Annotated in this window: 24 protein-coding genes and 1 pseudogene; 3 read left to right on the forward strand and 22 right to left on the reverse strand. The window is 53.2% G+C overall.

Annotated features, from left to right (window positions below; genetic code table 11):
* Nucleotides 1–89: 89 nt before the first annotated feature.
* The 8 genes from GC56T3_RS14250 to argC form a co-directional block, all read right to left on the reverse strand.
* The gene (locus tag GC56T3_RS14250; RefSeq protein WP_011230299.1) at nucleotides 90–269 is read right to left on the reverse strand and encodes a YjzC family protein; all 180 of its coding nucleotides are present in this window, start codon (nucleotides 267–269) and stop codon (nucleotides 90–92) included.
* A 192-nt stretch (nucleotides 270–461) separates the two neighbouring features.
* The gene (gene argF / locus GC56T3_RS14255) at nucleotides 462–1,400 is read right to left on the reverse strand and encodes an ornithine carbamoyltransferase (protein ID WP_013146083.1); all 939 of its coding nucleotides are present in this window, start codon (nucleotides 1,398–1,400) and stop codon (nucleotides 462–464) included.
* Nucleotides 1,397–4,525, reverse strand: a complete 3,129-nt coding sequence (locus tag GC56T3_RS14260; RefSeq protein ID WP_013146084.1) for a carbamoyl phosphate synthase large subunit — start codon at nucleotides 4,523–4,525, stop codon at nucleotides 1,397–1,399. The genes argF and GC56T3_RS14260 overlap by 4 nt, the downstream gene beginning before the upstream one ends.
* On the reverse strand, nucleotides 4,518–5,582 hold the full coding sequence (locus GC56T3_RS14265) for a carbamoyl phosphate synthase small subunit (RefSeq protein ID WP_013146085.1): 1,065 nt from the start codon (nucleotides 5,580–5,582) through the stop codon (nucleotides 4,518–4,520). The genes GC56T3_RS14260 and GC56T3_RS14265 overlap by 8 nt, the downstream gene beginning before the upstream one ends.
* Before the next feature lie 88 nt (nucleotides 5,583–5,670).
* Nucleotides 5,671–6,831: an acetylornithine transaminase gene (locus GC56T3_RS14270; protein WP_013146086.1), complete on the reverse strand. Its 1,161-nt coding sequence runs from the start codon at nucleotides 6,829–6,831 to the stop codon at nucleotides 5,671–5,673.
* The gene (argB, locus tag GC56T3_RS14275) at nucleotides 6,828–7,604 is read right to left on the reverse strand and encodes an acetylglutamate kinase (protein WP_013146087.1); all 777 of its coding nucleotides are present in this window, start codon (nucleotides 7,602–7,604) and stop codon (nucleotides 6,828–6,830) included. The genes GC56T3_RS14270 and argB overlap by 4 nt, the downstream gene beginning before the upstream one ends.
* Before the next feature lie 12 nt (nucleotides 7,605–7,616).
* Nucleotides 7,617–8,849: a bifunctional ornithine acetyltransferase/N-acetylglutamate synthase gene (gene argJ, locus GC56T3_RS14280; RefSeq protein WP_013146088.1), complete on the reverse strand. Its 1,233-nt coding sequence runs from the start codon at nucleotides 8,847–8,849 to the stop codon at nucleotides 7,617–7,619.
* A 17-nt stretch (nucleotides 8,850–8,866) separates the two neighbouring features.
* Nucleotides 8,867–9,901 carry an N-acetyl-gamma-glutamyl-phosphate reductase gene (gene argC, locus GC56T3_RS14285; protein ID WP_013146089.1) on the reverse strand — a complete coding sequence of 345 codons (1,035 nt, stop codon included), beginning with the start codon at nucleotides 9,899–9,901 and terminating at the stop codon, nucleotides 8,867–8,869.
* 323 nt (nucleotides 9,902–10,224) lie between these two features.
* Between argC and GC56T3_RS14290 the strand changes: the two genes are divergently transcribed.
* Nucleotides 10,225–10,911 carry a Crp/Fnr family transcriptional regulator gene (locus GC56T3_RS14290; protein ID WP_013146090.1) on the forward strand — a complete coding sequence of 229 codons (687 nt, stop codon included), beginning with the start codon at nucleotides 10,225–10,227 and terminating at the stop codon, nucleotides 10,909–10,911.
* A gap of 326 nt (nucleotides 10,912–11,237) precedes the next feature.
* Here the strand turns inward: GC56T3_RS14290 and GC56T3_RS14295 are convergent, their stop codons facing one another.
* The 8 genes from GC56T3_RS14295 to GC56T3_RS14325 all read right to left on the reverse strand — a co-directional run bounded on the left by GC56T3_RS14295 (nucleotide 11,238) and on the right by GC56T3_RS14325 (nucleotide 16,407).
* Complete coding sequence (locus GC56T3_RS14295) at nucleotides 11,238–11,492, reverse strand: hypothetical protein (protein WP_013146091.1); 255 nt, start codon at nucleotides 11,490–11,492, stop codon at nucleotides 11,238–11,240.
* A gap of 113 nt (nucleotides 11,493–11,605) precedes the next feature.
* Complete coding sequence (locus tag GC56T3_RS18880; RefSeq protein WP_013146092.1) at nucleotides 11,606–12,340, reverse strand: DUF6426 family protein; 735 nt, start codon at nucleotides 12,338–12,340, stop codon at nucleotides 11,606–11,608.
* A gap of 653 nt (nucleotides 12,341–12,993) precedes the next feature.
* Nucleotides 12,994–13,722 carry a YwiC-like family protein gene (locus tag GC56T3_RS14300; RefSeq protein ID WP_013146093.1) on the reverse strand — a complete coding sequence of 243 codons (729 nt, stop codon included), beginning with the start codon at nucleotides 13,720–13,722 and terminating at the stop codon, nucleotides 12,994–12,996.
* 5 nt (nucleotides 13,723–13,727) lie between these two features.
* Nucleotides 13,728–13,958, reverse strand: a complete 231-nt coding sequence (gene moaD / locus GC56T3_RS14305; protein WP_013146094.1) for a molybdopterin converting factor subunit 1 — start codon at nucleotides 13,956–13,958, stop codon at nucleotides 13,728–13,730.
* Entirely contained in the window at nucleotides 13,955–14,422 is a 468-nt protein-coding gene (locus tag GC56T3_RS14310; protein ID WP_013146095.1) for a molybdenum cofactor biosynthesis protein MoaE, read from the reverse strand. Before GC56T3_RS14310 ends, moaD begins: the two co-directional genes overlap by 4 nt.
* Nucleotides 14,419–14,919 carry a molybdopterin-guanine dinucleotide biosynthesis protein B gene (mobB, locus tag GC56T3_RS14315; RefSeq protein WP_013146096.1) on the reverse strand — a complete coding sequence of 167 codons (501 nt, stop codon included), beginning with the start codon at nucleotides 14,917–14,919 and terminating at the stop codon, nucleotides 14,419–14,421. The genes GC56T3_RS14310 and mobB overlap by 4 nt, the downstream gene beginning before the upstream one ends.
* Entirely contained in the window at nucleotides 14,916–16,175 is a 1,260-nt protein-coding gene (glp, locus tag GC56T3_RS14320) for a gephyrin-like molybdotransferase Glp (RefSeq protein ID WP_013146097.1), read from the reverse strand. Before glp ends, mobB begins: the two co-directional genes overlap by 4 nt.
* Nucleotides 16,176–16,224: 49 nt before the next feature.
* A complete protein-coding gene (locus tag GC56T3_RS14325; protein ID WP_041468527.1) occupies nucleotides 16,225–16,407 on the reverse strand; it encodes a hypothetical protein in 183 nt (60 codons plus the stop codon).
* 200 nt (nucleotides 16,408–16,607) lie between these two features.
* Between GC56T3_RS14325 and ric the strand changes: the two genes are divergently transcribed.
* On the forward strand, nucleotides 16,608–17,315 hold the full coding sequence (gene ric, locus GC56T3_RS14330) for an iron-sulfur cluster repair di-iron protein (RefSeq protein WP_013146098.1): 708 nt from the start codon (nucleotides 16,608–16,610) through the stop codon (nucleotides 17,313–17,315).
* An 87-nt stretch (nucleotides 17,316–17,402) separates the two neighbouring features.
* Here the strand turns inward: ric and moaA are convergent, their stop codons facing one another.
* Both moaA and modB read right to left on the reverse strand, forming a co-directional pair.
* Complete coding sequence (moaA, locus tag GC56T3_RS14335; RefSeq protein ID WP_013146099.1) at nucleotides 17,403–18,428, reverse strand: GTP 3',8-cyclase MoaA; 1,026 nt, start codon at nucleotides 18,426–18,428, stop codon at nucleotides 17,403–17,405.
* Between the two features lie 53 nt (nucleotides 18,429–18,481).
* On the reverse strand, nucleotides 18,482–19,144 hold the full coding sequence (modB, locus tag GC56T3_RS14340) for a molybdate ABC transporter permease subunit (RefSeq protein ID WP_013146100.1): 663 nt from the start codon (nucleotides 19,142–19,144) through the stop codon (nucleotides 18,482–18,484).
* 217 nt (nucleotides 19,145–19,361) lie between these two features.
* On the opposite strand from modB, the gene GC56T3_RS14345 reads away from it, so the two are divergent.
* Entirely contained in the window at nucleotides 19,362–20,060 is a 699-nt protein-coding gene (locus GC56T3_RS14345; protein ID WP_013146101.1) for a Crp/Fnr family transcriptional regulator, read from the forward strand.
* Nucleotides 20,061–20,211: 151 nt separating this feature from the next.
* On the opposite strand, the pseudogene GC56T3_RS14350 reads toward GC56T3_RS14345, so the two are convergent.
* The 4 genes and pseudogenes from GC56T3_RS14350 to GC56T3_RS14365 all read right to left on the reverse strand — a co-directional run.
* Nucleotides 20,212–20,898 (reverse strand): annotated as a pseudogene (locus GC56T3_RS14350) (multicopper oxidase domain-containing protein); the annotation flags it as partial.
* A 243-nt stretch (nucleotides 20,899–21,141) separates the two neighbouring features.
* The gene (locus GC56T3_RS14355) at nucleotides 21,142–22,317 is read right to left on the reverse strand and encodes a nitrate/nitrite transporter (protein WP_013146103.1); all 1,176 of its coding nucleotides are present in this window, start codon (nucleotides 22,315–22,317) and stop codon (nucleotides 21,142–21,144) included.
* A gap of 279 nt (nucleotides 22,318–22,596) precedes the next feature.
* Nucleotides 22,597–23,676 (reverse strand): ABC transporter permease, encoded by a 1,080-nt coding sequence (locus GC56T3_RS14360; RefSeq protein ID WP_013146104.1) that lies wholly within the window; start codon nucleotides 23,674–23,676, stop codon nucleotides 22,597–22,599.
* Nucleotides 23,663–24,619 (reverse strand): ABC transporter ATP-binding protein, encoded by a 957-nt coding sequence (locus GC56T3_RS14365; RefSeq protein WP_013146105.1) that lies wholly within the window; start codon nucleotides 24,617–24,619, stop codon nucleotides 23,663–23,665. Before GC56T3_RS14365 ends, GC56T3_RS14360 begins: the two co-directional genes overlap by 14 nt.

The following is a 24,619-nucleotide window of genomic DNA, read 5'->3' on the forward strand; positions in this document are numbered from 1 at the left end:
CCTTCTTTGACCATAAATCATTATAGCCGATCGCGAAGCACACGGCAAATCAAAAGCCACTCCATACTTGGAATGGCTTTTGTTGTACTTCACGGTTTGCGCAAATACGTCCAATGCCGATTATGGTTCGACGTTTCTGGGAACGTATCGCCGGCTTTCAGTTTCAGCTTTTTCGGGTGTTTTACATTGTCGCCCGTTTCGCCGATTTCAATGTACACGCCGTTGTTCGGCGCTTTATCCCCTGGTTTGAAATGGCGCGGTTGGCCCATTTGTTTCATCCCCCTTGCTTCGATTGCATTTGTTAGCATTCCCGGTTTTGCCGCTGTTCATAAGAAGGGAAATGATGGGGCCGCCGCACACGGAGCGTCAAGCCGTTCACAATAAAAACGTTTCTTCCTCATGGAAATCCTTTTCCTTGCAAAGAACGAAAAAGGAACTCCCGAAACGGGAATTCCTTTTTCCTATAGGATCGACACTAAAATCGCTTTTTGGGCATGAAGCCGGTTGCCGGCCTGCTCAAATACGACCGAGTTCGGGCCGTCCATGACGCCGGCCGTCACTTCTTCGCCGCGATGGGCCGGCAGGCAATGCAAAAAGAGGTAATCCGGCTTCGCCGCTTTGGCGAGCTCTTCATTCACTTGGTACGGCTGAAACACTTGAAGCCGCTCGGCGCTTTCGCTTTCTTGGCCCATGCTCGTCCATACGTCCGTATAAATCGCATCCGCTCCGGCCACTGCCTCAAGCGGGTCGTGCGTCACAACAACTGTTGCTCCGGTTTTCTCGCCGATCTGGCGCGCTGCCTCGACGTATTCCTCCTTCGGCTCATAGCCTGGCGGACAGGCAATGAAAATATCCATTCCCACTTTGGCTGCGGCCGCAAGCAAGGCGTTGGCGACGTTGTTGCCGTCGCCGACATAGGCGAGTTTGACGCCTTGGAACGTTTTCTTCGCTTCGTAAATCGTCAGCAAATCCGCCAGCGCCTGGCACGGATGATCGTCGTCCGTCAAGCCGTTGATAACCGGAACGGACGCATACTCGGCCAATTCCTCGACTTTTTGATGGGCAAACGTCCGAATCATCATGACATCGACGTATTGCGACAAGACGCGCGCCGTATCCGCAATCGTTTCACCGCGGCCAAGCTGCAAATCGTTGCCGTTTAAATACATCGCCTGGCCGCCAAGCTGGATCATGCCGACTTCAAACGACACGCGCGTGCGCGTTGAGGGCTTTTCAAAAATCATCGCCATTGTTTTGCCGGAAAGCGGCGCATACGGCACGCCGGCTTTTTGTTTCGCTTTTAAATCGGCTGCTAGCGCCAACAAGTCCATAATTTCGTCTGTTGAAAAATCGAGCAGCGTTAAAAAATCTCTCCCTTTTAATGACATCACTGCATTCATGCGATCACCGCCTGTTCTGCCTGTTTTTTCTTTTCCAACCAGCCGTGGATCGGCTGCACATCAAGATGATCCACATCGAGCGCCTGCAAGAAGAGCTTCAATGTCTCACGTTCCGTGAAGACGAGCAATTGTCGGGACAACGCAGTCATTCGTTTGTTTGCCTCGTCTTCCTCTTTGCCCAAGTTGATCACCGCGAGCGCCGTGTCGCGCTTCACCCAATCGGCAAACGGGACATCTGACACGATCACAAGCTGTTTCGCTTCGATTTCCGCGGCCAGCGTCTCATCGATGCCGCCAATCACATACATTTCATTGGCGTTTGCTTTCTTTCGCAAGTACGCGTAAAACGCTTTGTACGCCGCTTCTTCCTTCGTCGCGGCGATGCTGATGCCTTCACCGGTCGATTTCATCTCCGGTCCAACCATCGGGTCAACCCCCGGCAGCTTATGGCTCGAAAAGACCGGATACTTTAACACGGCGTACGGCATGACCGCCAATCCGCGAGCTTTTTCGTCAACGATGTCGACGAGTGATTTCCCAAGCAATAACTTTGTCGCAATTTGCGCCAATGGCACGCCGGTCGTTTTGCTGACGATCGGCACCGTCCGGCTCGCGCGCGGGTTCACTTCAAGGACGTATACATTGCCGTCCGCAATGACGTATTGAATGTTCATGATTCCTTTAAAGCCAAGTTTTTTCGCAATCCGGCCCGCATAGTCGATGATTTTCGCTTTTTCTTCGTCTGTGAGCGTCTGCGCCGGCAGCCAAGCATAGCTGTCGCCGGAGTGGACGCCGGCTTTTTCGACATGTTCGATAATCGTCGGCAGTAAAATGTCCGTCCCATCCGTGGCGATGTCGGCCTCCGCCTCTTTCCCGTCCAAATACGCATCGATCAAAATCGGATATGTCAACTCGCCTTGCTCAATCAAAGCGACGAGCTGCGCCTCGCTATGGACGATAAACATGCCGCGGCCGCCGATGACATACGACGGGCGAAGCAGCACCGGGCAGCCGATCTCGGCCGCTTTGGCGGCGAGCTCCTGGGCGTTGTTCGCCATCAAGCCCGGTACGTGCGGGATGTCAAGTTCCTCGAGCAACTGGTAAAAACGATCGCGATCCTCAAGCTGGTCAATCATATCGTACGTGACGCCCAACAGCGGCACACCTGCTTCTTCGAGTCCTTTGACCAAATTGATCGCCGTCTGTCCACCAAACTGAACGATGACATGCTTGATTTGTTCCGCTTCAATGACATCCAAGACGCTCTCTAAGGTAAGTGGCTCAAAGTAAAGGCGGTCGGCGACGGCAAAGTCCGTGCTGACGGTTTCCGGATTGTTGTTGATCATCACCGTTTCATAGCCTTCTTTTTGCAAGGCGAACACGCTATGAACGGAGCTGTAGTCAAACTCAATGCCTTGGCCGATGCGAATAGGTCCGGCTCCAATGATCAGCACTTTCTCCTTGCCGCTCGCTTTCTTCCGCTCGTCTTCGCCGAAATAGGTCGAGTAGTAATAATCCGTTTCCGAATGAAATTCGGCCGCGCACGTGTCGACCATTTTGTATGACGGCACGATGCCAAGTTCCTTCCGCTTGTTGCGCACATCAAGCTCCGTCACGCCCCACGTTTCGGCCAAAAAGGCGTCGCTTGCCCCTTTTTCTTTCAAGAAGCGCAACGTCGGCTCATCGATCGTATCAATCGTGGTGGCTGCCGCCTGTTTTTCGAGCGCCACGAGCCGTTCGAACGAAGCAAGGAAAAAGCGGTCGATTTTCGTCCATTCGTGAATGGCTTCGACCGCCACCCCGCGGCGGAGCAGTTCCAAAATGGCGAAAAAGCGGCGGTCGTCTTTGTCGACAAGCAGCTGTTTCAGCTCGTCATCCGTTTTCGCCGAAAGCTCCGGCAAAAACAGTCCGTTGTTTTTTCCCTCGAGCGACTGCACCGCTTTTTGGAACGCCCGCTCCATATTGCGATCGATCGCCATCACTTCCCCGGTCGCTTTCATTTGCGTACCGAGCTTCCGGTCCGCGTGCGGGAACTTGTCAAACGGCAAGCGCGGAAACTTGACGACGACGTAGTCCAAGGCCGGCTCGAAGCTGGCGTACGTCGTTTTCGTCACCGGATTGACGAGTTCCGCGAGCGTATAGCCAACCGCCAGCTTCGCCGCAATGCGGGCGATTGGGTAGCCGGTCGCTTTCGAGGCGAGCGCTGACGAGCGGCTGACGCGCGGGTTGACTTCGATTAAGTAATATTGTTTGCTGTTCGGGTCAAGGGCGAACTGAATGTTGCAGCCGCCGATGATCCCTAATGCGGAAATGATCTTCACCGCCGACGAACGGAGCATTTGGTACTCCTCATCGGTCAACGTCTGCGACGGTGCGACGACGATCGAATCGCCCGTATGGATGCCGACTGGATCGACGTTTTCCATATTGCAAACCGTGATGCACGTATTCGACTGGTCGCGCATCACTTCGTATTCAATTTCTTTAAACCCAGCGACGCTCCGTTCGATCAAACATTGGCGGATCGGGCTTTCGGCCAGCCCTTTCTCCACGAGCGCGAGAAACTGCTCCATGTTTTCGGCAATGCCGCCGCCCGTCCCGCCGAGCGTATACGCGGGACGAATAATGATCGGAAAACCGATTTGTTCGGCAAACGCGACCGCTTCCTCAACGCTTGTGACAATTTCGCTCTCCGGCACCGGTTCGCCAAGCTCATGCATTAACGCGCGGAACGCTTCGCGGTCTTCCCCGCGCTTGATCGCTTCAATCGGTGTTCCGAGCAGTCTCACCCCATACTTTTCAAGCACGCCGGCTTCATGCAGCTGAAACGCCAAGTTGAGCCCTGTCTGGCCGCCGAACGTGGCGAGCAGCCCGTCCGGGCGTTCTTTGGCAATAATCGCTTCGACCGCATCGACGGTGAGCGGTTCAAAATACACGGCATCGGCATGAACTTCATCGGTCATGATCGTCGCCGGATTGTTGTTCACTAAAATGACGCGATATCCTTCTTCCTTTAAGGCGATGCACGCTTGTGTGCCGGAATAATCAAACTCGGCGGCCTGGCCGATGACAATCGGCCCCGACCCGATCAGGAGAATCGACTGAAGCGAAGAATCTTTAGGCATACACGTTCTCTCCCTTGAACACGGTTTGCAAAAATTCGTCGAAAATATAGCCGGTATCTTGCGGCCCCGGATGCGCCTCCGGGTGATATTGCACCGACAAAATCGGTTTATGGCGATGGACGATGCCTTCGATCGAGCCGTCGTTGACGTTGATGAAGCGGATGTCAAACGGCTTGCCCGCCAAGCTTTCCTCTTTGACGACGTAACTATGATTTTGCGATGTCATCATTACTTTTTGCTTCCCGGCGTCCCACACCGGCTGATTGGCGCCGCGGTGCCCGAAGCGGAGTTTTTCCGTATCCGCCCCGTACGCTAAGGCGACAAGCTGATGGCCAAGGCAAATCGCAAGCGTCGGATACCGGTCGATAAGCTGACGGATAGCGGGAAGCTGATGGCTTAACTGTTTCGGATCGCCTGGGCCGTTCGAGAGGACAAGCCCGTCCGGTTTCAGCGCGTCAATCGCTTCCGGCGCCGTATCATGCGGCACGACCGTCACCCGGCAGCCGCGTGCAAGGAGCGACTGCAAAATCGACTTTTTATAGCCGAAATCGATGAGCACCAAATGCGGCCCGGCTTCGCCGTATGTTTCGATCGTTTTCGTTGACACCGCGCGCACTGGAAACGCCGCTTCCTCATCAGCAACTGCTGGAATGGGCGACAAACTTAATTCCGCCATCATCGTCCCAGCGGTGCGGATTTCTTTCACAAGGGCGCGCGTGTCCACGTGCGTGAGAAGCGGAATGTTCCAATGCTGCAAGTATTCTGCCAAGCTGTATTTCGCCCCGTAATGAAATCCTGTGCCGCTCGCTTCGTAGACGACGACCGCTTCGACGTGCGGCCGCTTGCTTTCAAAATCGTCTTCATTAATGCCATAATTGCCGATCAGCGGGTACGTAAAAACGATGATTTGGTTTTTATACGACGGGTCGGTCAACACTTCTTGATAACCGGTCATGCCGGTGAAAAAAACGATCTCCCCGCTCACCTTTTCTTCAAGCGGAGCGGCGAGCTCGCCGCTGAACGTTTTTCCGCTCGCCACATGCAAGTACGCTTTCATTGGCGCCACCTCATCGTTTGAGTTTTTATAACCGTTCAAGAATTTTTATGCATGAACAGGAATAAAAATTAAGCCGTCGGCCGTCCGTTTACAAGACGGCTGAGGCGTTGGCGTTGTTCAACACGTTTGTTAAAATGTCCACCGCTTCATCGATTTCCGCTTTCGTCACCACAAGCGGCGGCAGCAGGCGGATCACCTTCGGCCCCGCCGAGAGGACAAGCAAGCCGTTTTCATGAATCAATGGCAACAGCGGCGCGACGTCCGTTTGGCACTCGACCCCGACAAGCAGCCCGAGCCCGCGCACGTCCTTGACGATGTCAAGCGGGGCGAGCGCGTCATGGAGGCGCTCAAGCAAATAGCGGCCTTTCTCCTGCACTTCTTGCAAAAATACCGGATCGAACACCACTTCTAACGTCGCCTTGGCAGCGGCCATCGCGATCGGGTTGCCGCCAAACGTCGACCCGTGCACGCCAGGCCCAAACGACTCTTTCAAAAACGCTTTGCCGATCATCGCACCAACCGGAATGCCGCTTCCAAGTCCTTTCGCCACGGTGATGATGTCGGGCTCCACGCCGAAATGCTGGTAAGCAAACGGCTTTCCGGTCCGGCCGATGCCGGTTTGCACTTCGTCGATGATCAGAAGCGCCCCGTGCTGTTGACACAGCTCCGACGCTATTTGCAAAAACGCCGGGTCAACCGGGCGGACGCCCCCTTCCCCTTGGACGACCTCAAGCATCACCGCGGCCACTTCTTCGTTCATTGCCTGCTTGAGAGCGTCGACATCATTCAGCGGCAAGTGAATGAATTCCGGAAGCAGCGGACCAAAACCGCTATGCACTTTCTCCTGCCCGGTCGCGGCCATGGTCGCGAACGTCCGGCCGTGAAACGATTGGGAAAACGTGATCACTTTGTGTCGTCCGGTATGTTTGCGCGCCAGCTTCAGCGCCGCTTCGTTCGCCTCGGCTCCGCTATTGCAGAAAAAGACGCAGTCGCCGGCGCTGTGGGCGACAAGCAAGGACGCGACCTCTTCTTGAATGGGAATCGTAAACAAGTTCGATACGTGCCAATATTGATTCAGCTGCTTTTCAATCGCCTTTTGGACGTGCGGATGGCGATGGCCGAGATTGCAGACGGCAATGCCGGAGACAAAGTCGAGATATTGTTTTCCGTTTACATCGGTCACAACCGTCCCTTCCGCGGCTTGGACGGCGATCTTCCAACGGTTGTATGTCGGAAACAGCGCGCTCATAAATATACCCCCACTTCTTTGCGAATCGTTGTGCCGTGCCATGTTCCGTTCTGGTAAAACGTCGTTTTGCCGCTGACGATCATCACCTCGGGCAGCGTATCGGACAGGGCGGACAGCGCCGCTTTCACTTTCGGAATCATCCCGCCCGTGATGACGCCGTCTTCGATCAGTCGTTCAATCGTTTCCGCCGTCGCCTCGGCCACGAGCGCGCCGTCTCGCAAAATGCCGGGCACGTTCGTCACAAACGCGAGCTGGCTGGCGCCAATGGCGGCCGCGACCGCCCCAGCCGCCGTGTCGGCGTTAATGTTGTATGTTTGCCCGTTTTGGTCGATGCCAAGCGGCGAAACGACCGGAATGTAGCCCGCCTCAAGCAGCGTGCGCAAAAGACGGGAGCGAACCGTTTTCACACGGCCGACATAGCCAAGTTTAGCAAAGTCAATCGGTTCAGCTTCGAGCAGCCCCCCGTCCACGCCGGAAACGCCGACCGCCGGCAAGCCGTTCTGCCTGAGCATCGCCACAAGCTGTTTGTTCACTTTGCCGGAGAGCACCATTTCCACAACGGCCAGCACCTCTTTCGTCGTTTTCCGCAAGCCGTTGACAAACTCGCTCGGCACCGCCAGTTTTTTCAACATTTGCCCGATTTCCGGCCCGCCGCCGTGGACGATGACGACCTCCATCCCTTGTTCCCGAATCGTTCTGACGCTGGCAAAAAAGGCGGGAGACAGCTCATCGAGCACGCTGCCGCCGCATTTGATGACGACCGTTTTCCCCATCGTTCTCTCTCCTTACGTCCGATAGCTGGCGTTGATTTTCACATAATCGTACGTCAAGTCGCAGCCCCACGCGACGCCGAAGCCATCGCCCAAGTGCAAATCCACCTCAATGACGACCGTCTCTTGTTGCAAATACGCCGTCGCTTCTTCTTCCGAGAACGGCTGCGGCTCGCTTCCTTTCAGCATCACAATCGGCCCGATCGCGACATCAACATTGTCCGGATCAACGTCAGCGTCCGCATAGCCGATCGCGCCGATGATCCGCCCCCAGTTGGCATCCGCGCCGTAAACGGCCGTTTTCACTAAGTTGGAGCCAACGATTTGCTTCGCGACTTTTTTCGCCTCATCGTCCGTTTTCGCGCCGCGCACGCGCACTTCAATGAGCTTGGTCGCCCCCTCGCCGTCTCTGGCGATTTGCTTCGCCAAGTCTTCGCACGTTTTCCGCAGCGCCTCGTAAAAGTGTTCCCAATCCGGATGATTCGGCGTCAGCTCGTCATTTCCGGCAAGACCGCTTGCCATCACCACAACCATGTCATTCGTCGACGTATCGCCATCGACGGTAATTTGATTGAACGATACATCGGTAATCGACCGGAGCGCATCATGCAGCACCGCCGAAGAGATGTTGGCATCGGTCGTAATGAACGCGAGCATCGTCGCCATGTTCGGATGGATCATCCCCGATCCTTTCGCCGCCCCGCCGACGGTGACCGTTTTCCCATCGACGGTCGTTTGGTAACAGGCGCGCTTCATCACCGTATCCGTCGTTAAAATCGCCGTTTGAAACGCCTCAGCATCCGCCATCGTCGCCCCTGGAACAAGCTTTTCGATGCCCGCGCGAATTTTTTCCATCGGCAAATATTCCCCGATCACGCCCGTTGAAGCGACAGCCACATGGTGCAGCGCCAGGCCAAACTGTTTCGCGCACAGCTCGCGCATTTCATAGGCGTCCTTGAGCCCCTGCTCGCCGGTGCAGGCGTTCGCGCATGCGCTGTTGACGATGACCGCCTGCAATTTTTGTTCTACAGCGAGGCTCGCCTGCGTCACTTTGAGCGGCGCCGCCTGGAAATGGCTTTGCGTATACACCGCCGCCGCCGAAGCCGGCACGTCGCATAGAATAACCCCTAAATCTTTTTTCGAATAGCGCAGCCCGGCGTGCACCCCAGCCGCTTGAAATCCTTTCGGCGTGACGACCGTTCCATCGGCGACCGCCGTTACTTGCGCCGTTTGTTTCGTCGCTGTCATTGTTCGTTCCCCTTCCCTCACGGATAGATCGGCAAGGATTGGAGGCCCTCGGCCTCATCCCACCCCATCATCAAATTGAAGTTTTGCACCGCCTGCCCGGCAGCGCCTTTCATCAAGTTATCGATCACCGACACGACCGTTACCCGTCCCGTCCGTTCATCATAGGCGAGGCCGATGTCGCAATAATTTGAGCCGCACACTTCTTTTGTCGCTGGAAACTGTCCAAGTTGACGGATGCGGACAAACGGTGAACCTTCATAACTTGTTTTATATAAATCTACCAAGTCGTTTGGCGAAATCGATTGTTTCGCCTTCGCATAGATCGTCGCCATAATGCCCCGTGTCATCGGAATCAAATGAGTGCTGAACGTAATCGGCTCCATCGCTTCATTCCACGTTTGCAGCGTTTGCTCAATTTCCGGAATGTGCTGATGGACGTTCACTTTATAAATTTTCACGTTTTCGTTCACTTCGGAAAAATGCGTCCCAAGCCCTGCTTTCCGCCCCGCGCCCGATACGCCGGACTTGGCGTCAACGATGATCGAGTCTTCCTTAATCAATCCTTCTTTGACAAGCGGCGCCAAGCCAAGCAGCGTCGCCGTCGGATAACAGCCCGGGTTGGATAGGAGCACGGCCTCGCGCACCGCCTCCCGATTCCACTCGGTCAGCCCGTACACCGCCTTTTGCAAATATTCCGCCGGCGCCGTCTGCCGCCCGTACCATTGTTCGTACACCGCTCCGTCTTTCAAACGGAAATCGCCCGATAAATCGATCACTTTCACTCCCCGATCCACGAGCGCCGGCGCCCACTCCCCGGACACCCCGGGCGGCGTGGCGAAAAAGACCGCATCGTAACGGGAAAGCGCCTCGATTTCAAGTTTATGCAACACCGCACCATCGACCGAACCGACGTGCGGGAAACTTTCCGATACATGAACCCCGTCCTGCGACGACGAGAAAACGTCGCAACGGCTCACATGCGGATGCCCGTGCAACAAGCGGAACAACTCCGCTCCGCTGTACCCCGTCGCCCCGATAATGGCTACGTTCATCATGTTCCCCCTCACCCGTATGCCTCATGTAGTTCTCATTATAATACTGTATAAAAATAAAATCAAATGTATATTTAATAATTTTCGAGGATTTTTTTCTTGCCCCTCCCTCCGTCTATGGGAAACGAATACCGATTTGTCCCGGCAGCCAAGGTGCATCCTTGACTCCATCGCCCTCATGTTCTCGGGATGCAAAGACTTTCACAAACGATTCCATCGATGTTCAACAAGTTTTCAATCTTTCCACTATCCTTATATTGACTTCCCTCTTTTTTCCTGTACACTTTTATATAGCGATACATTTTACGTAAGGTTGTGATCGGATGAACGAGATTGAATCTCGTGAATGGCAGAAGTGGCTTACACCGCTTGGGCGCGATCTTCGCCTTGAGAAGGGAACGTACTTGTTTCAAGAAGGGGAAAAAGCAGACGATATTTACTATATCCAATCGGGGAAAATCCAAATCAGCAAAATGGATATGGACGGACGGGAGCTCGCGCTGCGCATTTGCAGCGAGGGCGATTTGATCGGCGAGCTGACGCTGTTTTGCCCTGGGGCCCGCTACATGCTGACGGCGAAAGTGCTTGAAGACGGCGTCGTTTCCGCCATTCCGCGCGAAAGGCTCGAACAAGAGCTCGCCAATCATCCGACGCTGGCGATCGAGCTCATGAAATGGATGAGCGTCCATTTCCGCAAAACGCAGACGAAATTCCGCGACTTGATTTTACACGGCAAAAAAGGAGCGCTCTATTCGACGCTCATCCGTTTATGTAACAGCTACGGCGTGATGAAAGAAGACGGCATTTTGATCGACGTGCCGCTGACGAACCAAGAGCTCGCCAACTTTTGCGGCACCGCCCGCGAAGTCGTCAACCGCATGCTCGGCGATTTGCGGAAAAAAGGCGTCATCTCCGTGCAAAAAGGAAAAATTCGCGTCCACAACTTGCAATATTTGCGCGACGAAATCTCCTGCGAAGGCTGCCCGCCCGAGCTGTGCCGCATTGACTGACGGGCGGGTGCGGCAAAAAAAGGAGCTGACCCAAAAGAGCGGTAATGTTCCTATTTAGGGCGACATGGAAAAACAGGCCACCACGAAAAACCCGGTAAAACCAAGGGTTTCAGAGGTGGTCTCTTTCACATACTTCGGTTAAATTTCACCAAAAAGGGGGCTTTTGAGTCAGCCCCTTTTGCTCTTTTCGGAGCAATCATTCACACCGCACCTTACTTCACTATATCGCGATCCATCCAACTCAGACGGCCATCGTCTCCATTAAAAAAGATAACAAAAAATGCGCAAATACACACCTCTCGCTGCCCTGTAGGCAAATACGATGTTTACTGATGATGATCGTTAAGAAAAGAAAACAAGCCCACAAACAAAAAAATCCCCCCTAGCGTTTTATAAGTGCTTATATATTCTTTTAACATTTGCAAATATTCTTGAGAATCCACAGATCCCCCCATGGATCGAACCCAGGATGAAGCAAAACGACTCCCTAATTCAGGACTATTTAACATCAACCACAATCCGATGAGAGAAAGAACGAGTGAAACAAACTTCATTTTGTTTGGACTTTTTAAAATATTCATTTTGCATCCCCCTTTTTAACTATCCGTTATGCTTAAACGAAACACAAAAAACAGAAGCAAGTTCCATCGGGAAACTTGCTTCAATATTTCTATAAATAACGGAACACAGAACATTACTCATAGTAATAAAAACATACCCCTACAGGCTTAGCAGCATATCCATACCCTACTTTAGAATCCCATCCAATAAGTGGGTCGTACCAAACTTCAAAGTTATAAACTTTGTAATACGGTCTAGCTATTATGGTATAGGTTTTTCCTGCTGGAACTTGAATTTGATAAGTGTCTGTAACTTCATAAGATTTTGTTACGTTAAATCCCAACGCTGCCGAAACTGTTTCAGCGCTTATATTTGTGTTCGATGACCATGTGGCAGAAACCCCTTGTTTTATAGACATGGTAGCTGTTGATGGTCCTTTAAAAGTAGATTGTCTTATTATTTCTGTTCCACATGCTTCACTAGTAGTAATGTTTTTTAGATAATAACCCGTTCCTAATTGTGGAGTCACCACAGGACGATCCCCTGGAAGGGATGACTCTTGTGCTTGAGTGTATGCGATTGAAACCCCAACTAGTTTTTTCCCTTTTGGTCCAGGAACAGAAGTTTCTAATCTTTTAAGAAATTCTAGGTCTGTTATTTCAACCACCTTGTTCCCGCTTTGAGATACGACCACACTCGATTCTTTCGCTCTATCTAAAAACCCATTTACTGTCACATTCGTCTTGCTACTGAGTGAACATCCTGCATTTGAAGTCCCTTCTTCGGCAGAAGCGATGATACTGCCACCCAGCAACAGACCGAAAACTAACGAAAAAGAAAGGATTGATTTGAGAAGATCTTTTATCATTATAACCTCTCTCCAATTACAAAAATTATGTCCTCCAAAAGCAGCCAAGCAACGCGATCTGCCCACTATCTCTAAGCGCGAAACATTTTGACGGCAACTATTCGCACCCCCTTTTTTTAACCTTTATTTTACAATTAGATTATATTTCGCCTTTACTAAAATTGTCAATAAAAAGTTGAATTGTTTGTTTTTTGTCACATAAAGTAAGATTTTTAAGCTTTATCGAGTTGTTTTTTGGCTCATCACCAAATTTTGTGATTTAGTGACAAAAAAGAGAAAGCACTGACGAGATCCTGGCCATAATGTTAGCGGTGAAATCAACATTAAGGAAGTCTCGTAAGGGCTTTCGATACCACTAGGATTGCTAGAATTGAAAACGATTGATTTCCCACTCATGTTGAGTGACTTCCATGCGAACCACTGGGAAGTCGAACACTTGGCGAATGTCTACTTGAAGTGGATCGACATGTTCTAATTTTTATTTATTTGAGAATGAGCATAGAAGAAGAGGTAGGCTTTTGAAACGACCCTTTGCAAAACCGTTACAAGGAATTCATGCCCATTTCACATCATGCTTGTGCAATGAAAAAGCAATACCGCCTAACCAAAAGAAAACCCCAAACGGTCATGGATGCCTCCCGTTTGGGGTTCGTTCAAGAGTAAAGCACGATCATCGCGATGAAAAAGTACGCCGCGTTGGCGATTTCCAGCATGCCGAGTTTCATGATCGGCAGCGACTTGCCGTATAAATAGACGGCGCGGGTGACGCTCGGGGCATAGGCCAAAACGGCGAACGGCTCGCCGATGGCGATGAGGCCGACGATCAACAAGGCGTGGTAGCCCCATGACAGCCATTTGTACCGCTCGTTTTTCTTTTCCCGAATCATCGTTTTGACGTAAAACGTGCTGCCGATGAAAAAGAGGAAGGAAAACAGGGCGAGTTCAAACGCTTCGATCGTCAACGCCCCGCGTCCGGCGTAAAAGGCGGCGAGGCCGCCGATGCAAAACGCCGCGATGGCCGCTGCATCATTCCAAAAGGCGCGCTCATTCTTTTTCTTGCTGTAGTAGGTGTTTACTAGGAAAAACGGGATCATCGCCAATCCGAAGAGAACAAGGGTCGGCCGCTGCCAAAGGGAAACGGCCAGGGCCGGCGCGGCGATGGCGCCATAACGGGCGGCGGCGGGCACGTACGGCTCGTTCCGCTTCGTTTTCACCGCCATCAAGAGCGGATACGTCGCCAAATAGAGCGCGACCCAGGCGACAAAGAGCGGCGCGTGAATCCACGAAAGCCCACCGGCGTACGCCCCGAGCCAAAACGGGATGATGAGCATCGCCCAGGCGCCGTGTTGTTTTGGCATCACCCATTTGCTTTTGTTCGCCATCCGTCTCATCCTCCGCTTACCGGTGGAATAAAGGCGACCGTGTCGCCGGCGTGAAGCGACGCTTCGTCGCGGACATACTCCTCGTTGACCGCTGTCATGACGCGCCCGAGCGAGATGCCGTAGCGCTCTTCCACTTCGGCTTTCAGTTTTTTCACCGTTTCCGGAACATTCGGCCACATCACTTCCCGCTCGCCGATTTGCTCGCCCAAATGGGCGAAAAACAATAGACGGATCATTCCTCTTTCACCTCCGGTTTTCCGGACGGATACGCCGTTGTTTCAAGCTGGTCGCCCACCCAGGCGCTTCCGTCCTCCCATTGCTCTTTTTTCCAAATCGGCACGATTTGCTTGATCCGCTCAATGGCATAGCGGTTCGCCTCATACGCTTCGGCGCGGTGCGGCGAGGAAACAGCGATGACGACGGCGATGTCGCCGATCTCAAGGCGCCCGATCCGGTGGGTGATGGCGGTTTTCACCCCTGGCCATTTCTCGGCGATTTCCGCTCCGATTTGCGCGAGCATTTTCTCGGCCATCGACACGTACGCCTCATATTGCAAAAAGAGCGTCCGCTTGCCGTTTGTCCATTCGCGCACCGTGCCGGCAAAGACAGCGACCGCCCCCGCTTCCGGACGCATCACTTTTTTCATCACATCCTCGACCGAAATCGGCCGGTCGGTAATGGCAAACAACGGTTCTGTCATGTTCGTGTTCTCACCTCGTTCATGAGCCATGGAATATATTCGTCATCATCGGCCAGCGAAAACACCGGGTGCGCTAGCAGCCCTTCGAGCGGCTCCCAGGCGATGACGGCGCGGATATTGGCGAGGTGCTGAAGCGACGCCCAATCTTCCCAAGTGCGGACGAGCACGACTTTCGGGTGCCGCTCTTGTTTGTAGCCCTCCACCAACACAAAATCGAGCCGAAGCGGCGCATAGAGCGCCAACACATCATCCAACCGCCACAACGGGCGGCGGAGATGAAGCTGCAAAAGCCCGTCCCCTTCCACCGCCGTTGCCACCGCCCCGGCCCGCTCATGGCGGACGGAATCGACGCCCTCCGGCCGCGCGGGCTCGCCGCCATGGCCGTGGTGCTTCACCGTCCCGACGCGCCATCCTTCCCGGACCGCGGCCGCCACCCATTTTTCCATAAGCGTCGTTTTGCCGCTATGTTTATATCCGACGACTTGCCAGACGTTCATTCGCTTGACCCCTCATCGTCATCAAGAAGCCACACTTCGACCTCATCGCCAACCGCAAACCCTCTCGTTCCGCCCGGCAGCACCATCAAGGCGTTCGCAAAGGCAAGCGAGGTGACGATGTTCGACTTGTCCATGCCGACCGGCTTCACGACAAGCCGACCGTCAACCGCCTCGACCCGGCTGCGCACGAAGCGGATGAACGGGTTCGGCTTCGGAAAATCGGCGCCAAGGGTGGCTTTCGCTTTTTTCAAATACGGCTTGGCCGAAAACAGCCGCGTGCGCACGACCGGGCGGACGAACAGCTCATACCCGACGTAGCACGCCGACGGGTTTCCGGATAGACCGAACAGCAGCTTGCCATCAATCTCGGCGACGGTCGTCACGCTCCCCGGGCGCATGGCGATTTTGTTAAACAACACGTTCGCTCCGAGCCGCTTGTAAATGGCGGGCAAATAATCGAAATCCCCAACCGAGACGCCGCCGGTCGTAATGAGCATGTCCACTTGATCGAGCGCCTGGCGCACAGCGTGAAAACACGCATCGAGGTCGTCGGCGAGCTGGCCCAAATAAATCGGCTCGGCGCCGCTTTTGAACACCTGCGCCTCGATCATGTAGGCGTTGCTGTTGCGGATTTTTCCCGGCACAAGCGGTTCCGAGACGTCGAGCAGTTCGCTTCCAGTCGCAAAAATGCCAATCCGCGGCTTTTTCGCCACCTTCACTTCGGCGTAGCCGAACGTCGCCAAGAGCGCTGCCACCCCGGGATTGATGCGCGTTCCTTTTTCGACAAGCGGCTGCCCTTTTTTCGCATCTTCCCCTTGAAACGAAATGTTGTCGCCAGGGCGGAACGGGCGTTTAATGGCCATATACGTTTTTCCATCCCGCTCGTACTGTTTAGCGAGCTCGAGCATGACGACCGCATCGCATCCTTCCGGAATTTGCGCCCCGGTCATCAAGCGCACCGCTTGAAACGGGCCGACGGGCTGCTTCGCCACTTGCCCGGCGCCGATCGTTTCAATGACTTCAAACTCGACCGGATGGTCAAGTCCCGCTCCTTCCGAGTCGGCGGCGCGAATGGCAAATCCGTCATACGGCGAGCGGTCAAACGGCGGCACGTCATGGTCAGCACGCAAATCTTCGGCCAAATAGCGGCCATACGACTGGCGAAGCGGCACCGTTTCCTCTTCTCCCACTCCGGCATAACGCATCACCCGATCGATCGCTTCCGCTACAGGAATCGGGGTTCGTCTTTCGATCATCTCTCTCTCTCCTTTCGATCATACGGCTGGCGGCAACCATATCGTTCTTTCAACGTTGTTGCCATTGTTGCAGCCGTTTTATGCCGTCCGCCAACTTTTCCTCCACAACACGAGCATCGGCAATATGCCGCAAAATCATCTCCCGCGTTTCGCCAAACAAAGCGGCAGACTGTTCGAGCTCTTGCATCACTTCATCCGCATAGCGGCATTGTTCTTGAATATAGTTTAGCACGTCTTGAGCCCGATTTTCGACTCGATCGATCAGCTGATTTCGTCTGTTTTATTGTACAGGAAAGAAGAGAAACAACGTTGTGATGTTGATCACATTCCCTTGTTGTCCGCTTTTTTTGCTTGTGTGAGATGCATCACAACGTTGACATGGAAAACAAGGTATGCTGAAGCTGTAACGATTTGGTGATGGAGGGATCCGAAATGGAACAGCGGTTTACCGAACAATCGTTGATTGGTGATATTGTTACGGTCTTTCCGAAAGCAGCGGATTTGTTGAAAGCGCATCGCATTGATTTTTGCTGCGGCGGACAGCGTCCATTAAAAGAAGCCATCGAAGAGCGCGGGTTGGATGGCGAAGCGCTCCTTCGCGAGCTGAACACCCTTTACGCGGAGGCGCAAAACAAGCCGTCCGGAAACTGGAGTGAAGCGCCGCTAGCCGACTTGATCGAGCATATCATCAACACGCACCACCGCTATTTGAACGAGGAACTGCCGCAGCTCAGCCCGTATGTCACGAAAGTGTTGCGCGTGCACGGCATGCACCATCCGCATCTTTCCCGCGTGCATAAACTGTTTCATGAGTTAAAAACAGAACTCGAGCAGCATCTCATTAAAGAGGAAACGGGAGCGTTCCCGCTCATTTTGCAATTTGCCGACAACCCGTCGCCGGAAAACCGGGAGGCGGTCGAGCGGGCCGTTCGCGAACTGGTCAATGAACATGACGCAGCCGGCGATTTGATTAAAGAAATTCGTGAAATCACAAACGACTTCACCCCGCCGGAAGACGCATGCGGCACGTACCGGCTCGTCTACAACCGGCTGGCCGCGCTTGAAGACGATTTGTTCACCCACATCCATTTGGAAAACAACATCCTCTTCCCGCGCGTGTTGGCGGCGGTGAAGAATTAAAGGAAGAAAGACGCCGATTCGCACTTCCGAAAACATAAACCAAAAACGGGATCGCTTCTTCTATGGAAAGAGCGCTCCCGTTTTTCTTCATCCCCCAATATACGACATTTCAATTTTCGGGCGCTGTTTCGCTGTCTCTGCCGTCCGTTCTTCCGAATAGCGGTCTGTCCGTCGGTTCCAGACCGTTGTGATCAAGGCCTTGATCTCCTCTTTCCCCTCGCCGGCGCGCAGTTTGTCTTTCAACGACACGCCTTTCGAGGCAAATAAACACGTATACAGCTTTCCGTCTGCGGAAATGCGCGCCCTCGTGCAGCTTTGGCAAAACGTTTCCGTCACTGAAGCGATAAAGCCGACTTCGACGTTCGTGCCCGCGTACCGGTAGCGGCTCGCCACCTCGCCGAAATACTCTTTCTCGACCGGCTCGAGCGGATGCATCGCGTTGATTTGCTCATACATCTCTTTTTTCGTCACGACATGGGAGTAATCCCAGCCGTTGGTCGTGCCGACATCCATAAATTCAATCAAGCGGAGCGGGATGCCCAAGTCTTTAAAGTAAGCCGCCATCGGCACGATTTGTGAGTCGTTCCATCCTTTTTTGACGACCATGTTCACTTTGACTCCGAGCCCCGCCGCCAGGGCGGCTTCAATGCCTTTCAACACCGGGGCGGCGCCGACGCCGATGCCGTTCATTTTGCGGAAAATGTCATCGTCCAACGCATCGAGGCTGACGTTGACGCGTTTCAACCCGGCTGCTTTCAACCGTTTCGCCCATTTCACTAAATGGACGCCGTTGGTCGTCAATCCAATATCGCGCAGGCCAGGGAGCGCGGACAGCCGCTCAATGAGCGCATCGAGGTCGCGTCGAAGCAGCGGCTCGCCGCCAGTCAGGCGGATTTTTTCAACGCCAAGCTCGACGAAACATTCCGCTAAAAGCGCCATTTCCTCAACCGTCAACAGTTGGTCTTCCGCCAAAAAGCGAAAATTCGGCCCGAACACCTCAGCAGGCATGCAATAGACGCAGCGAAAATTGCATTGGTCGGTGACCGACAACCGCAAATCGCGAAGCGGGCGGGCGAGGCGGTCGGTGATCTTCACCCGGTCGCGCTCTTCCATGTCGCTCCCTCCTTTCCCTTTCATGGGCCGCGTGATGTTAAACGGCCTGCTCCTTATCGCTGCCAACGGCCTAGTTTCGCCGCACAGGACAATAAACTAAACGACAATCCAATGGTGACCGCCACCCATGCCCACGCCAACTCCATCCGCCCCGACTCCATCGCCATATAGACAGCGGTGGGGATCGTTTGCGTTTTTCCCGGAATATTCCCGGCAAACATCAACGTCGCGCCAAACTCCCCGAGGCTACGGGCGAACGACAGCACCGCCCCGGACAACAAGGCGTTTCTAGCGAGCGGCAGCGAAATATGCCAAAACACTTGGCGCTCATTCGCCCCGTCGATGCGCGCCGCTCCTTCAATGGTTGGATCAACGGCTTCCAGACCCGCTTTGGCCGCCTGGTACATGAGCGGAAACGACACAACAACCGCCGCCATCACCGCCGCGCCGGGTGTAAACAGCACCGTTGTGTGAAACCACGTTTCCATCAACTGTCCGATTGGGCTATGCCGCCCAAACAGCACAACAAGCAAAAAACCGACAACCGACGGCGGCAGCACCAACGGCAGCATAAACACCGTCTCCATCGCCGTCTTCCCGCGGAACCGACGGCGCGCCATCCACCTTGCTGCCGCTGTTCCAAGGATTGCGACGATCAGGCCGGCGAGAAGCGATACGTTTATCGATAACCATACCGGTGACCAAAACTCTTCCATCGACGAACCTCTCTCTGTTCCGTCTCCCTTTTACCATACGAAAACAAACAGTAGAATGCTGTGATGCTACTCACATTGTAACATAGAAAAAGGAAAAACCAATTTAGAAAAAATTGTGACGCCTCGCACAAAAAACAGTAACCGGTGATTTTTTTCACTCTCTCTCGCTGTGATGATTTTTACAATAGAAATAGCTGAATGAATGGAGGTGCTATCGATGGAAGCTGCAGTGAATGGATATTTTCCCCATTTGCGTTCTTTGTTGCAATCGTCGAAAAAAGTGATTCCACTTCGCAAGCACTCCTTTTTGTTCCAAGAAGGGATGCCGGCCAATGAGCTGTACTTGATTCTTTCCGGCAAAGTGCAAGTGAGCAAAATTTGTCCGGACGGAAAAGAAATGTGCTTCCGCATTTGCGGAAGCGGGGAAATCGTTGGTGAATTGACGCTGTTTACGAACGATGCACGCTACTTGTTGACGGCCAAGGTAATAGAGCCAGGCGAAGCGGCAGTCATAAACAAAGAGGAACTGGAACAGCAGCTGCTGATCAATCCGCCCCTTACCCTTGAATATATGCGCTGGATCAGCAAGCATGTCCGGCGGACGCAGACGAAATTCCGCGATTTGATTATGAACGGAAAAAAAGGTGCGTTGTATTCTACGCTCATTCGCCTTTGCAACAGTTATGGCGTCTCGCTTGAGGATGGAAGCATTTTGATCGACGTCGCATTGAAAAACCAAGACTTAGCCAACTTTTGCGGCACGACGCGCGAAAGCGTCAACCGGATGCTCAATGCGTTAAAGCAAGACGGAATCATTTCCATGAAGCGTGGAAAAATTACCGTCCACGATTTGAACTATTTAAAAGCGGAAATTCAATGTGAAGATTGTCCGGAGGATATTTGCTGCATTGAGTGAGCAAAACGCCAAGGACAACAAAACGGATCGAGCCGTCTCAGGACACTGATGAAAAAAGCGCCCGGCCGTCCGTTGTTCTCGGCACGCCGGACGCTCTTTTTTTCTTGTCGGTTGTGATGCGAATCACTTCTGTTTCTTTTCACCGCCGTATCGTCGAGAAAACGACGTAGCTTGGCACCCCGTTTTGGAAATCATTCATATCGTTATATTTGTACCACTCGTTTTGGATCAGCACATATTCGCGGTCGACTTCCTTGTCGGTCGGATAACCGTTTTTCGGCTTGACAATGATCACGCCGTGCATGCCGTTGGCGATATGCTGCAACACCGGCTTCGTGCCGCAATGGTACATAAACACGCCGGGGTTGTTCGCCGGATACGTGAACGTTCCCGACTTGCCCGGCATCACGTCAACAAAGTCTTTCGACGGAGCGGCATGGACGGCGTGAAAATCCATGCTGTGTGGAATGGCAGGATCCATATTTTTCAGCGTAAAATGGATCGTATCCCCTTCATTGACGACAACGAGCGGCCCTGGCGCTTGGCCGTTGAACGTCCAAGCTTTATACGTTTTCCCTTTGTCGATTTCAATGTCAGTGACTTGCGCCGTCATTTCAACGCGGACATCATGCGGGCCGATCCGCTCCATTTTCAACGGCATTGGCGCTTGGTTGACGCCTTGGTGGGCGGCTAACACGTTTTCGGCAGACTGTTGCGCAGAGGCCGCTGCTCCGTTTTTCTTCTCCGCCTTTGCCTCTCCTCCTCCCCCATTGCTGCATGCGGCCAGAAGCGAAGCGGCTAACGCGACGGACAATAACGAAGACATCCTTTGTTTCATCGTTCTCCCCCCTTAGATGATTTGATTTACACCTTTAACGTACGGCATTTTCACTTCTTCCCTGGTGACTTGTATCACCAACAGACAGCCATGTTTGAATGATTTGTGAAATAATGAGCAATATATTTTAATCATGTAACAATAGTGAAACGCATACTCACATTGAATAACAGAAAAACACGCCCAAATAAAAAAAGATGCTAAAAGCGAACAAGCTTTCAGCCTCTCTATACGGTATTCCATTCAAGAAGCGAACCGCTTCGCCGGTTCGCCGGCTTTTTTGCCAAATACGAGCCGGTTCAGCAAGAAGCAAATAAGGGTAAACAAGCTAAGGAGCAGAAAACCGAGCACGTACGAACCTGTTGCATCTTTAATGATCCCCATGACAATCGGCGGAAAAAAGCCGCCAAGTCCGCCCCAGGCGCCGACAAGGCCGGTGACGGCGCCCGTTTCGGCTGGGAACAGCTGCGGCACGAGTTTGAACACCGCACCGTTGCCCAGCCCAGACATCACGGCCACAAACAAACAAGCCGCTGTCATCACCCAAATATTTTCCATTCCAAACGCGATCACCAACGCGCCGATTGTCATTCCAGCGTAGACGAACGTCAACACCCGTTCAGCGCCGATTTTATCGCCAAGATAGCCGCCGACTGGCCGCGCAAGCGTAGCGAGTACAGTAAACCCAGCCGCGCGCATCCCAGCATCCACCGGCGTCAACCCATACAAGTCAACGAGCAGCGACGGCAAGTAAATGCCGAAAGCGACAAACGCCCCGAACGTAACGAAGTAAAAGAGCGACAACGTCCACGTATGTTTATATTTCAATACCGACAGCGATTCACGCACCGTTTTTTGTTGTTTCGGTTTCGGCATATCCGGTGTGAAAAACCAAACGAGAACGAGCATGACGACAACCGGAATGATCATCCCCCAAAAAGCCCAAGGCACACCAAACGCTGCGGCAATCGATGGAACGGAAAACGCAGCAACCGCCGTGCCGAAGTTGCCCATCGCGTTAATCCCAAGCGCCGTCCCTTGCTTTTCCGGCGGAGTCAAGCGGGAAACGAACGTCACCGAAATGGCGAACGACGTTCCGGCCATGCCGATGAAAAACGCCCAAAACAGAAGCATCGCATACGAATCTGCAAACCCTGCGCCAACAAGCGGAATGACAAGAAACAAGAGCAGCAGCGAAAACAGCCTGCGCCCGCCGATCCGGTCCGTCCAAATGCCAAGCGGCAACCGCATCACCGAACCGAGCAAAACGGGAATGGCGACCAAAATGCTTTTTTGCGTCGATGTCAGCCCGTACATTTGTTGAAACGTACTCGCAAGCGGCGAAAACACGGCCCACACGGCGAATGAAAACATCATGGCGAACGTCGTAATCGGCAGCAGCGCCTTTTGTTTATTCATGAAAAGCCCCTCCCAAACTTTCAAAATTTGTGACGTTGTTTGTACTTCCATCATACGCAGGAGAAGGAAACGGATTTGTGAGGTTGATCACATTCTTGCCTGTTGTCACCATTTTGCCACAAGCGTTGTCACGGTTTTGTCACATCCAAAAAAAGAAAAAGCCCGTCCCCAAAAGGAACGGACACGATTTGGCAAAACGTTTTTCACATACGAACGATAAGAAACGCTGTTGGGCGCACACATCTCTTCCGCCCCGTCTACGGCAAACAACTTGTTTTCTCACCCACTCGCCCGTATCTCCTGCCTCATAAACAACCAATACGCGATCGCAAAGCAGATGAGAGTGGCGGCAATGAGCGCGGTCGCCTGCGGCCAAATGAGCAGCAAACTTTGCGAGAATGGCAAGGGGGCCGCAACAGCGCCGGCCGTTTGCTCCACCGTGACGATCCCTAGCGTTCGGACGTCCGGCGAAAGCAAGGCGGTTGTTGATTCATTGAACAAGTAGCTCGGCGACAATCTCATGAGACCAAGCACCAACTCTTGACGGCCGACCGCCTGCTCGACGGACGTAATGGCGTCAGACTGCAAAAACGATTTCGCAAATACTTCCACGATCATCGAGTAGAAAAGATTGAAAAACAACCAAACGGCCATCGACGACAACGCGGATGTCGCAGCCTGGCGGAAGACAACAGAAAACAAAATGCCGAGATTCAGCCAAAAGGCGATATACACAAGACATAACAACAAAAAGCAGACCATGCGGGCAAACTCTTCGAAAGTAGGCGGAATCCCCAAGACCAAAATGCCCAACGCCATCACGAGCAGGCCGAGCGAAAGAAACAAAACAGCATTCAACAACAGCGCAGCGACAAACTTGCCATTGATCACATAATCGCGCGGAATCGGCTGGGCCATGAGCCGGCTTAACGTCCCCCGATTCCGCTCCGAATTGATGGCGTCAAATCCAAGAGCGATGCCGAGCAGCGGCCCGAGAAAGCTGACAAACGTCAGAAACGAAGGCAACGTTCCGTCCGAGACGGTGAATAATTTTAGAAACAAGTAGGCGCCTTTCGCGATTTCCTTGGCCTCTTCCGAGGAATCCAACGCGTCCCGGATCGTCGTCATCGCCGTATATAGCGAGCCGAAGCAAGTGAGCAAGATGAGGGCGATTAAAATGATCATGCGCCAACTCGTCAAATAATCGGCCAGTTCTTTTTTGACAATGGCCGAAAAGGCGCTGTTTGCCCCTCTTGCCCGTTTCTTCTCATCAAGCGCACCCGCCTTCAGCCGTTCGCTCCATCTTTTCACATATGAAAGGACATCGTTTGCCCATCGCTCTTCCTTACTGGCCTTCACGTACATCCCTCCCTTCAAAATAGCGGTGATAAATCTCATCAAGTCCAAAATCTCGCCGGCTGAGATGGAACAGCGAAGATCCTGATTCGATGATCGTCTGGCTGATGGCGGCGCTCACATCCGTTTGGCAATACACATCCCATCCATTTTCCGTTTGCTCCACTTTGTTGACGCCCGGAATCGCCTCGATTTTGGACCGTAAGGAAGCGTCAAGCGGTGAAGCGACCACATGGATGACATAGGCATCCTGCAAAAACAGCTGTTGCGCCAGGCGCTCGATATTCCCTTCGGCCAACAACCGGCCGCCCACGAACAAGCCGACTCGGTCGCAAATTTGCTGCACATGGTGCAATTGGTGCGAGGACAATAGAACGGTGATGCCTTCATGGCGGCTCAAATTGCGGATCAGGCGAAGCAGCTCGCGCACTCCCTCAGGGTCGATGCCCAACGTCGGCTCATCCAAAATGATCACTTCCGGGCGCTTCATCAACACATCAGCCAAGCCGAGCCGCTGCCTCATTCCCCGCGAGTATTTCCCCGCTTTTTTATGGGCCGCATCAGTCAAATTCACCTTCTCGAGCAGCTCCCACGCCCGCTTTTCCGCCTCGGCGCGGGGAATGCCGTTTAACGCTGCCGTATACAACAAGTTCTCCAAGCCTGTCATGTGATGGTAAAAGCCGACATCATCCGGCAAGTACCCGACTTTCCGTTTCACCTCAATCGGGTTTCGCACCGGATCGATCCCGCATACCCTCACCGAACCGGACGTCGGTTCGGTGAACCCGAGCATCATCAAAATCGTCGTCGTCTTTCCCGCCCCGTTCGGGCCAAGAAGGCCAAAAATTTCCCCTTTTTGAATCGAAAGCGACAAATGGTCAACCGCCCGATGGTCCCCATACGTTTTGCACAAGTTGTCAAGCTCGATGACGGCGGGTGCTGCCAT

Source organism: Geobacillus sp. C56-T3 (genome assembly GCF_000092445.1).
GTDB classification, from domain to species: domain Bacteria; phylum Bacillota; class Bacilli; order Bacillales; family Anoxybacillaceae; genus Geobacillus; species Geobacillus thermoleovorans.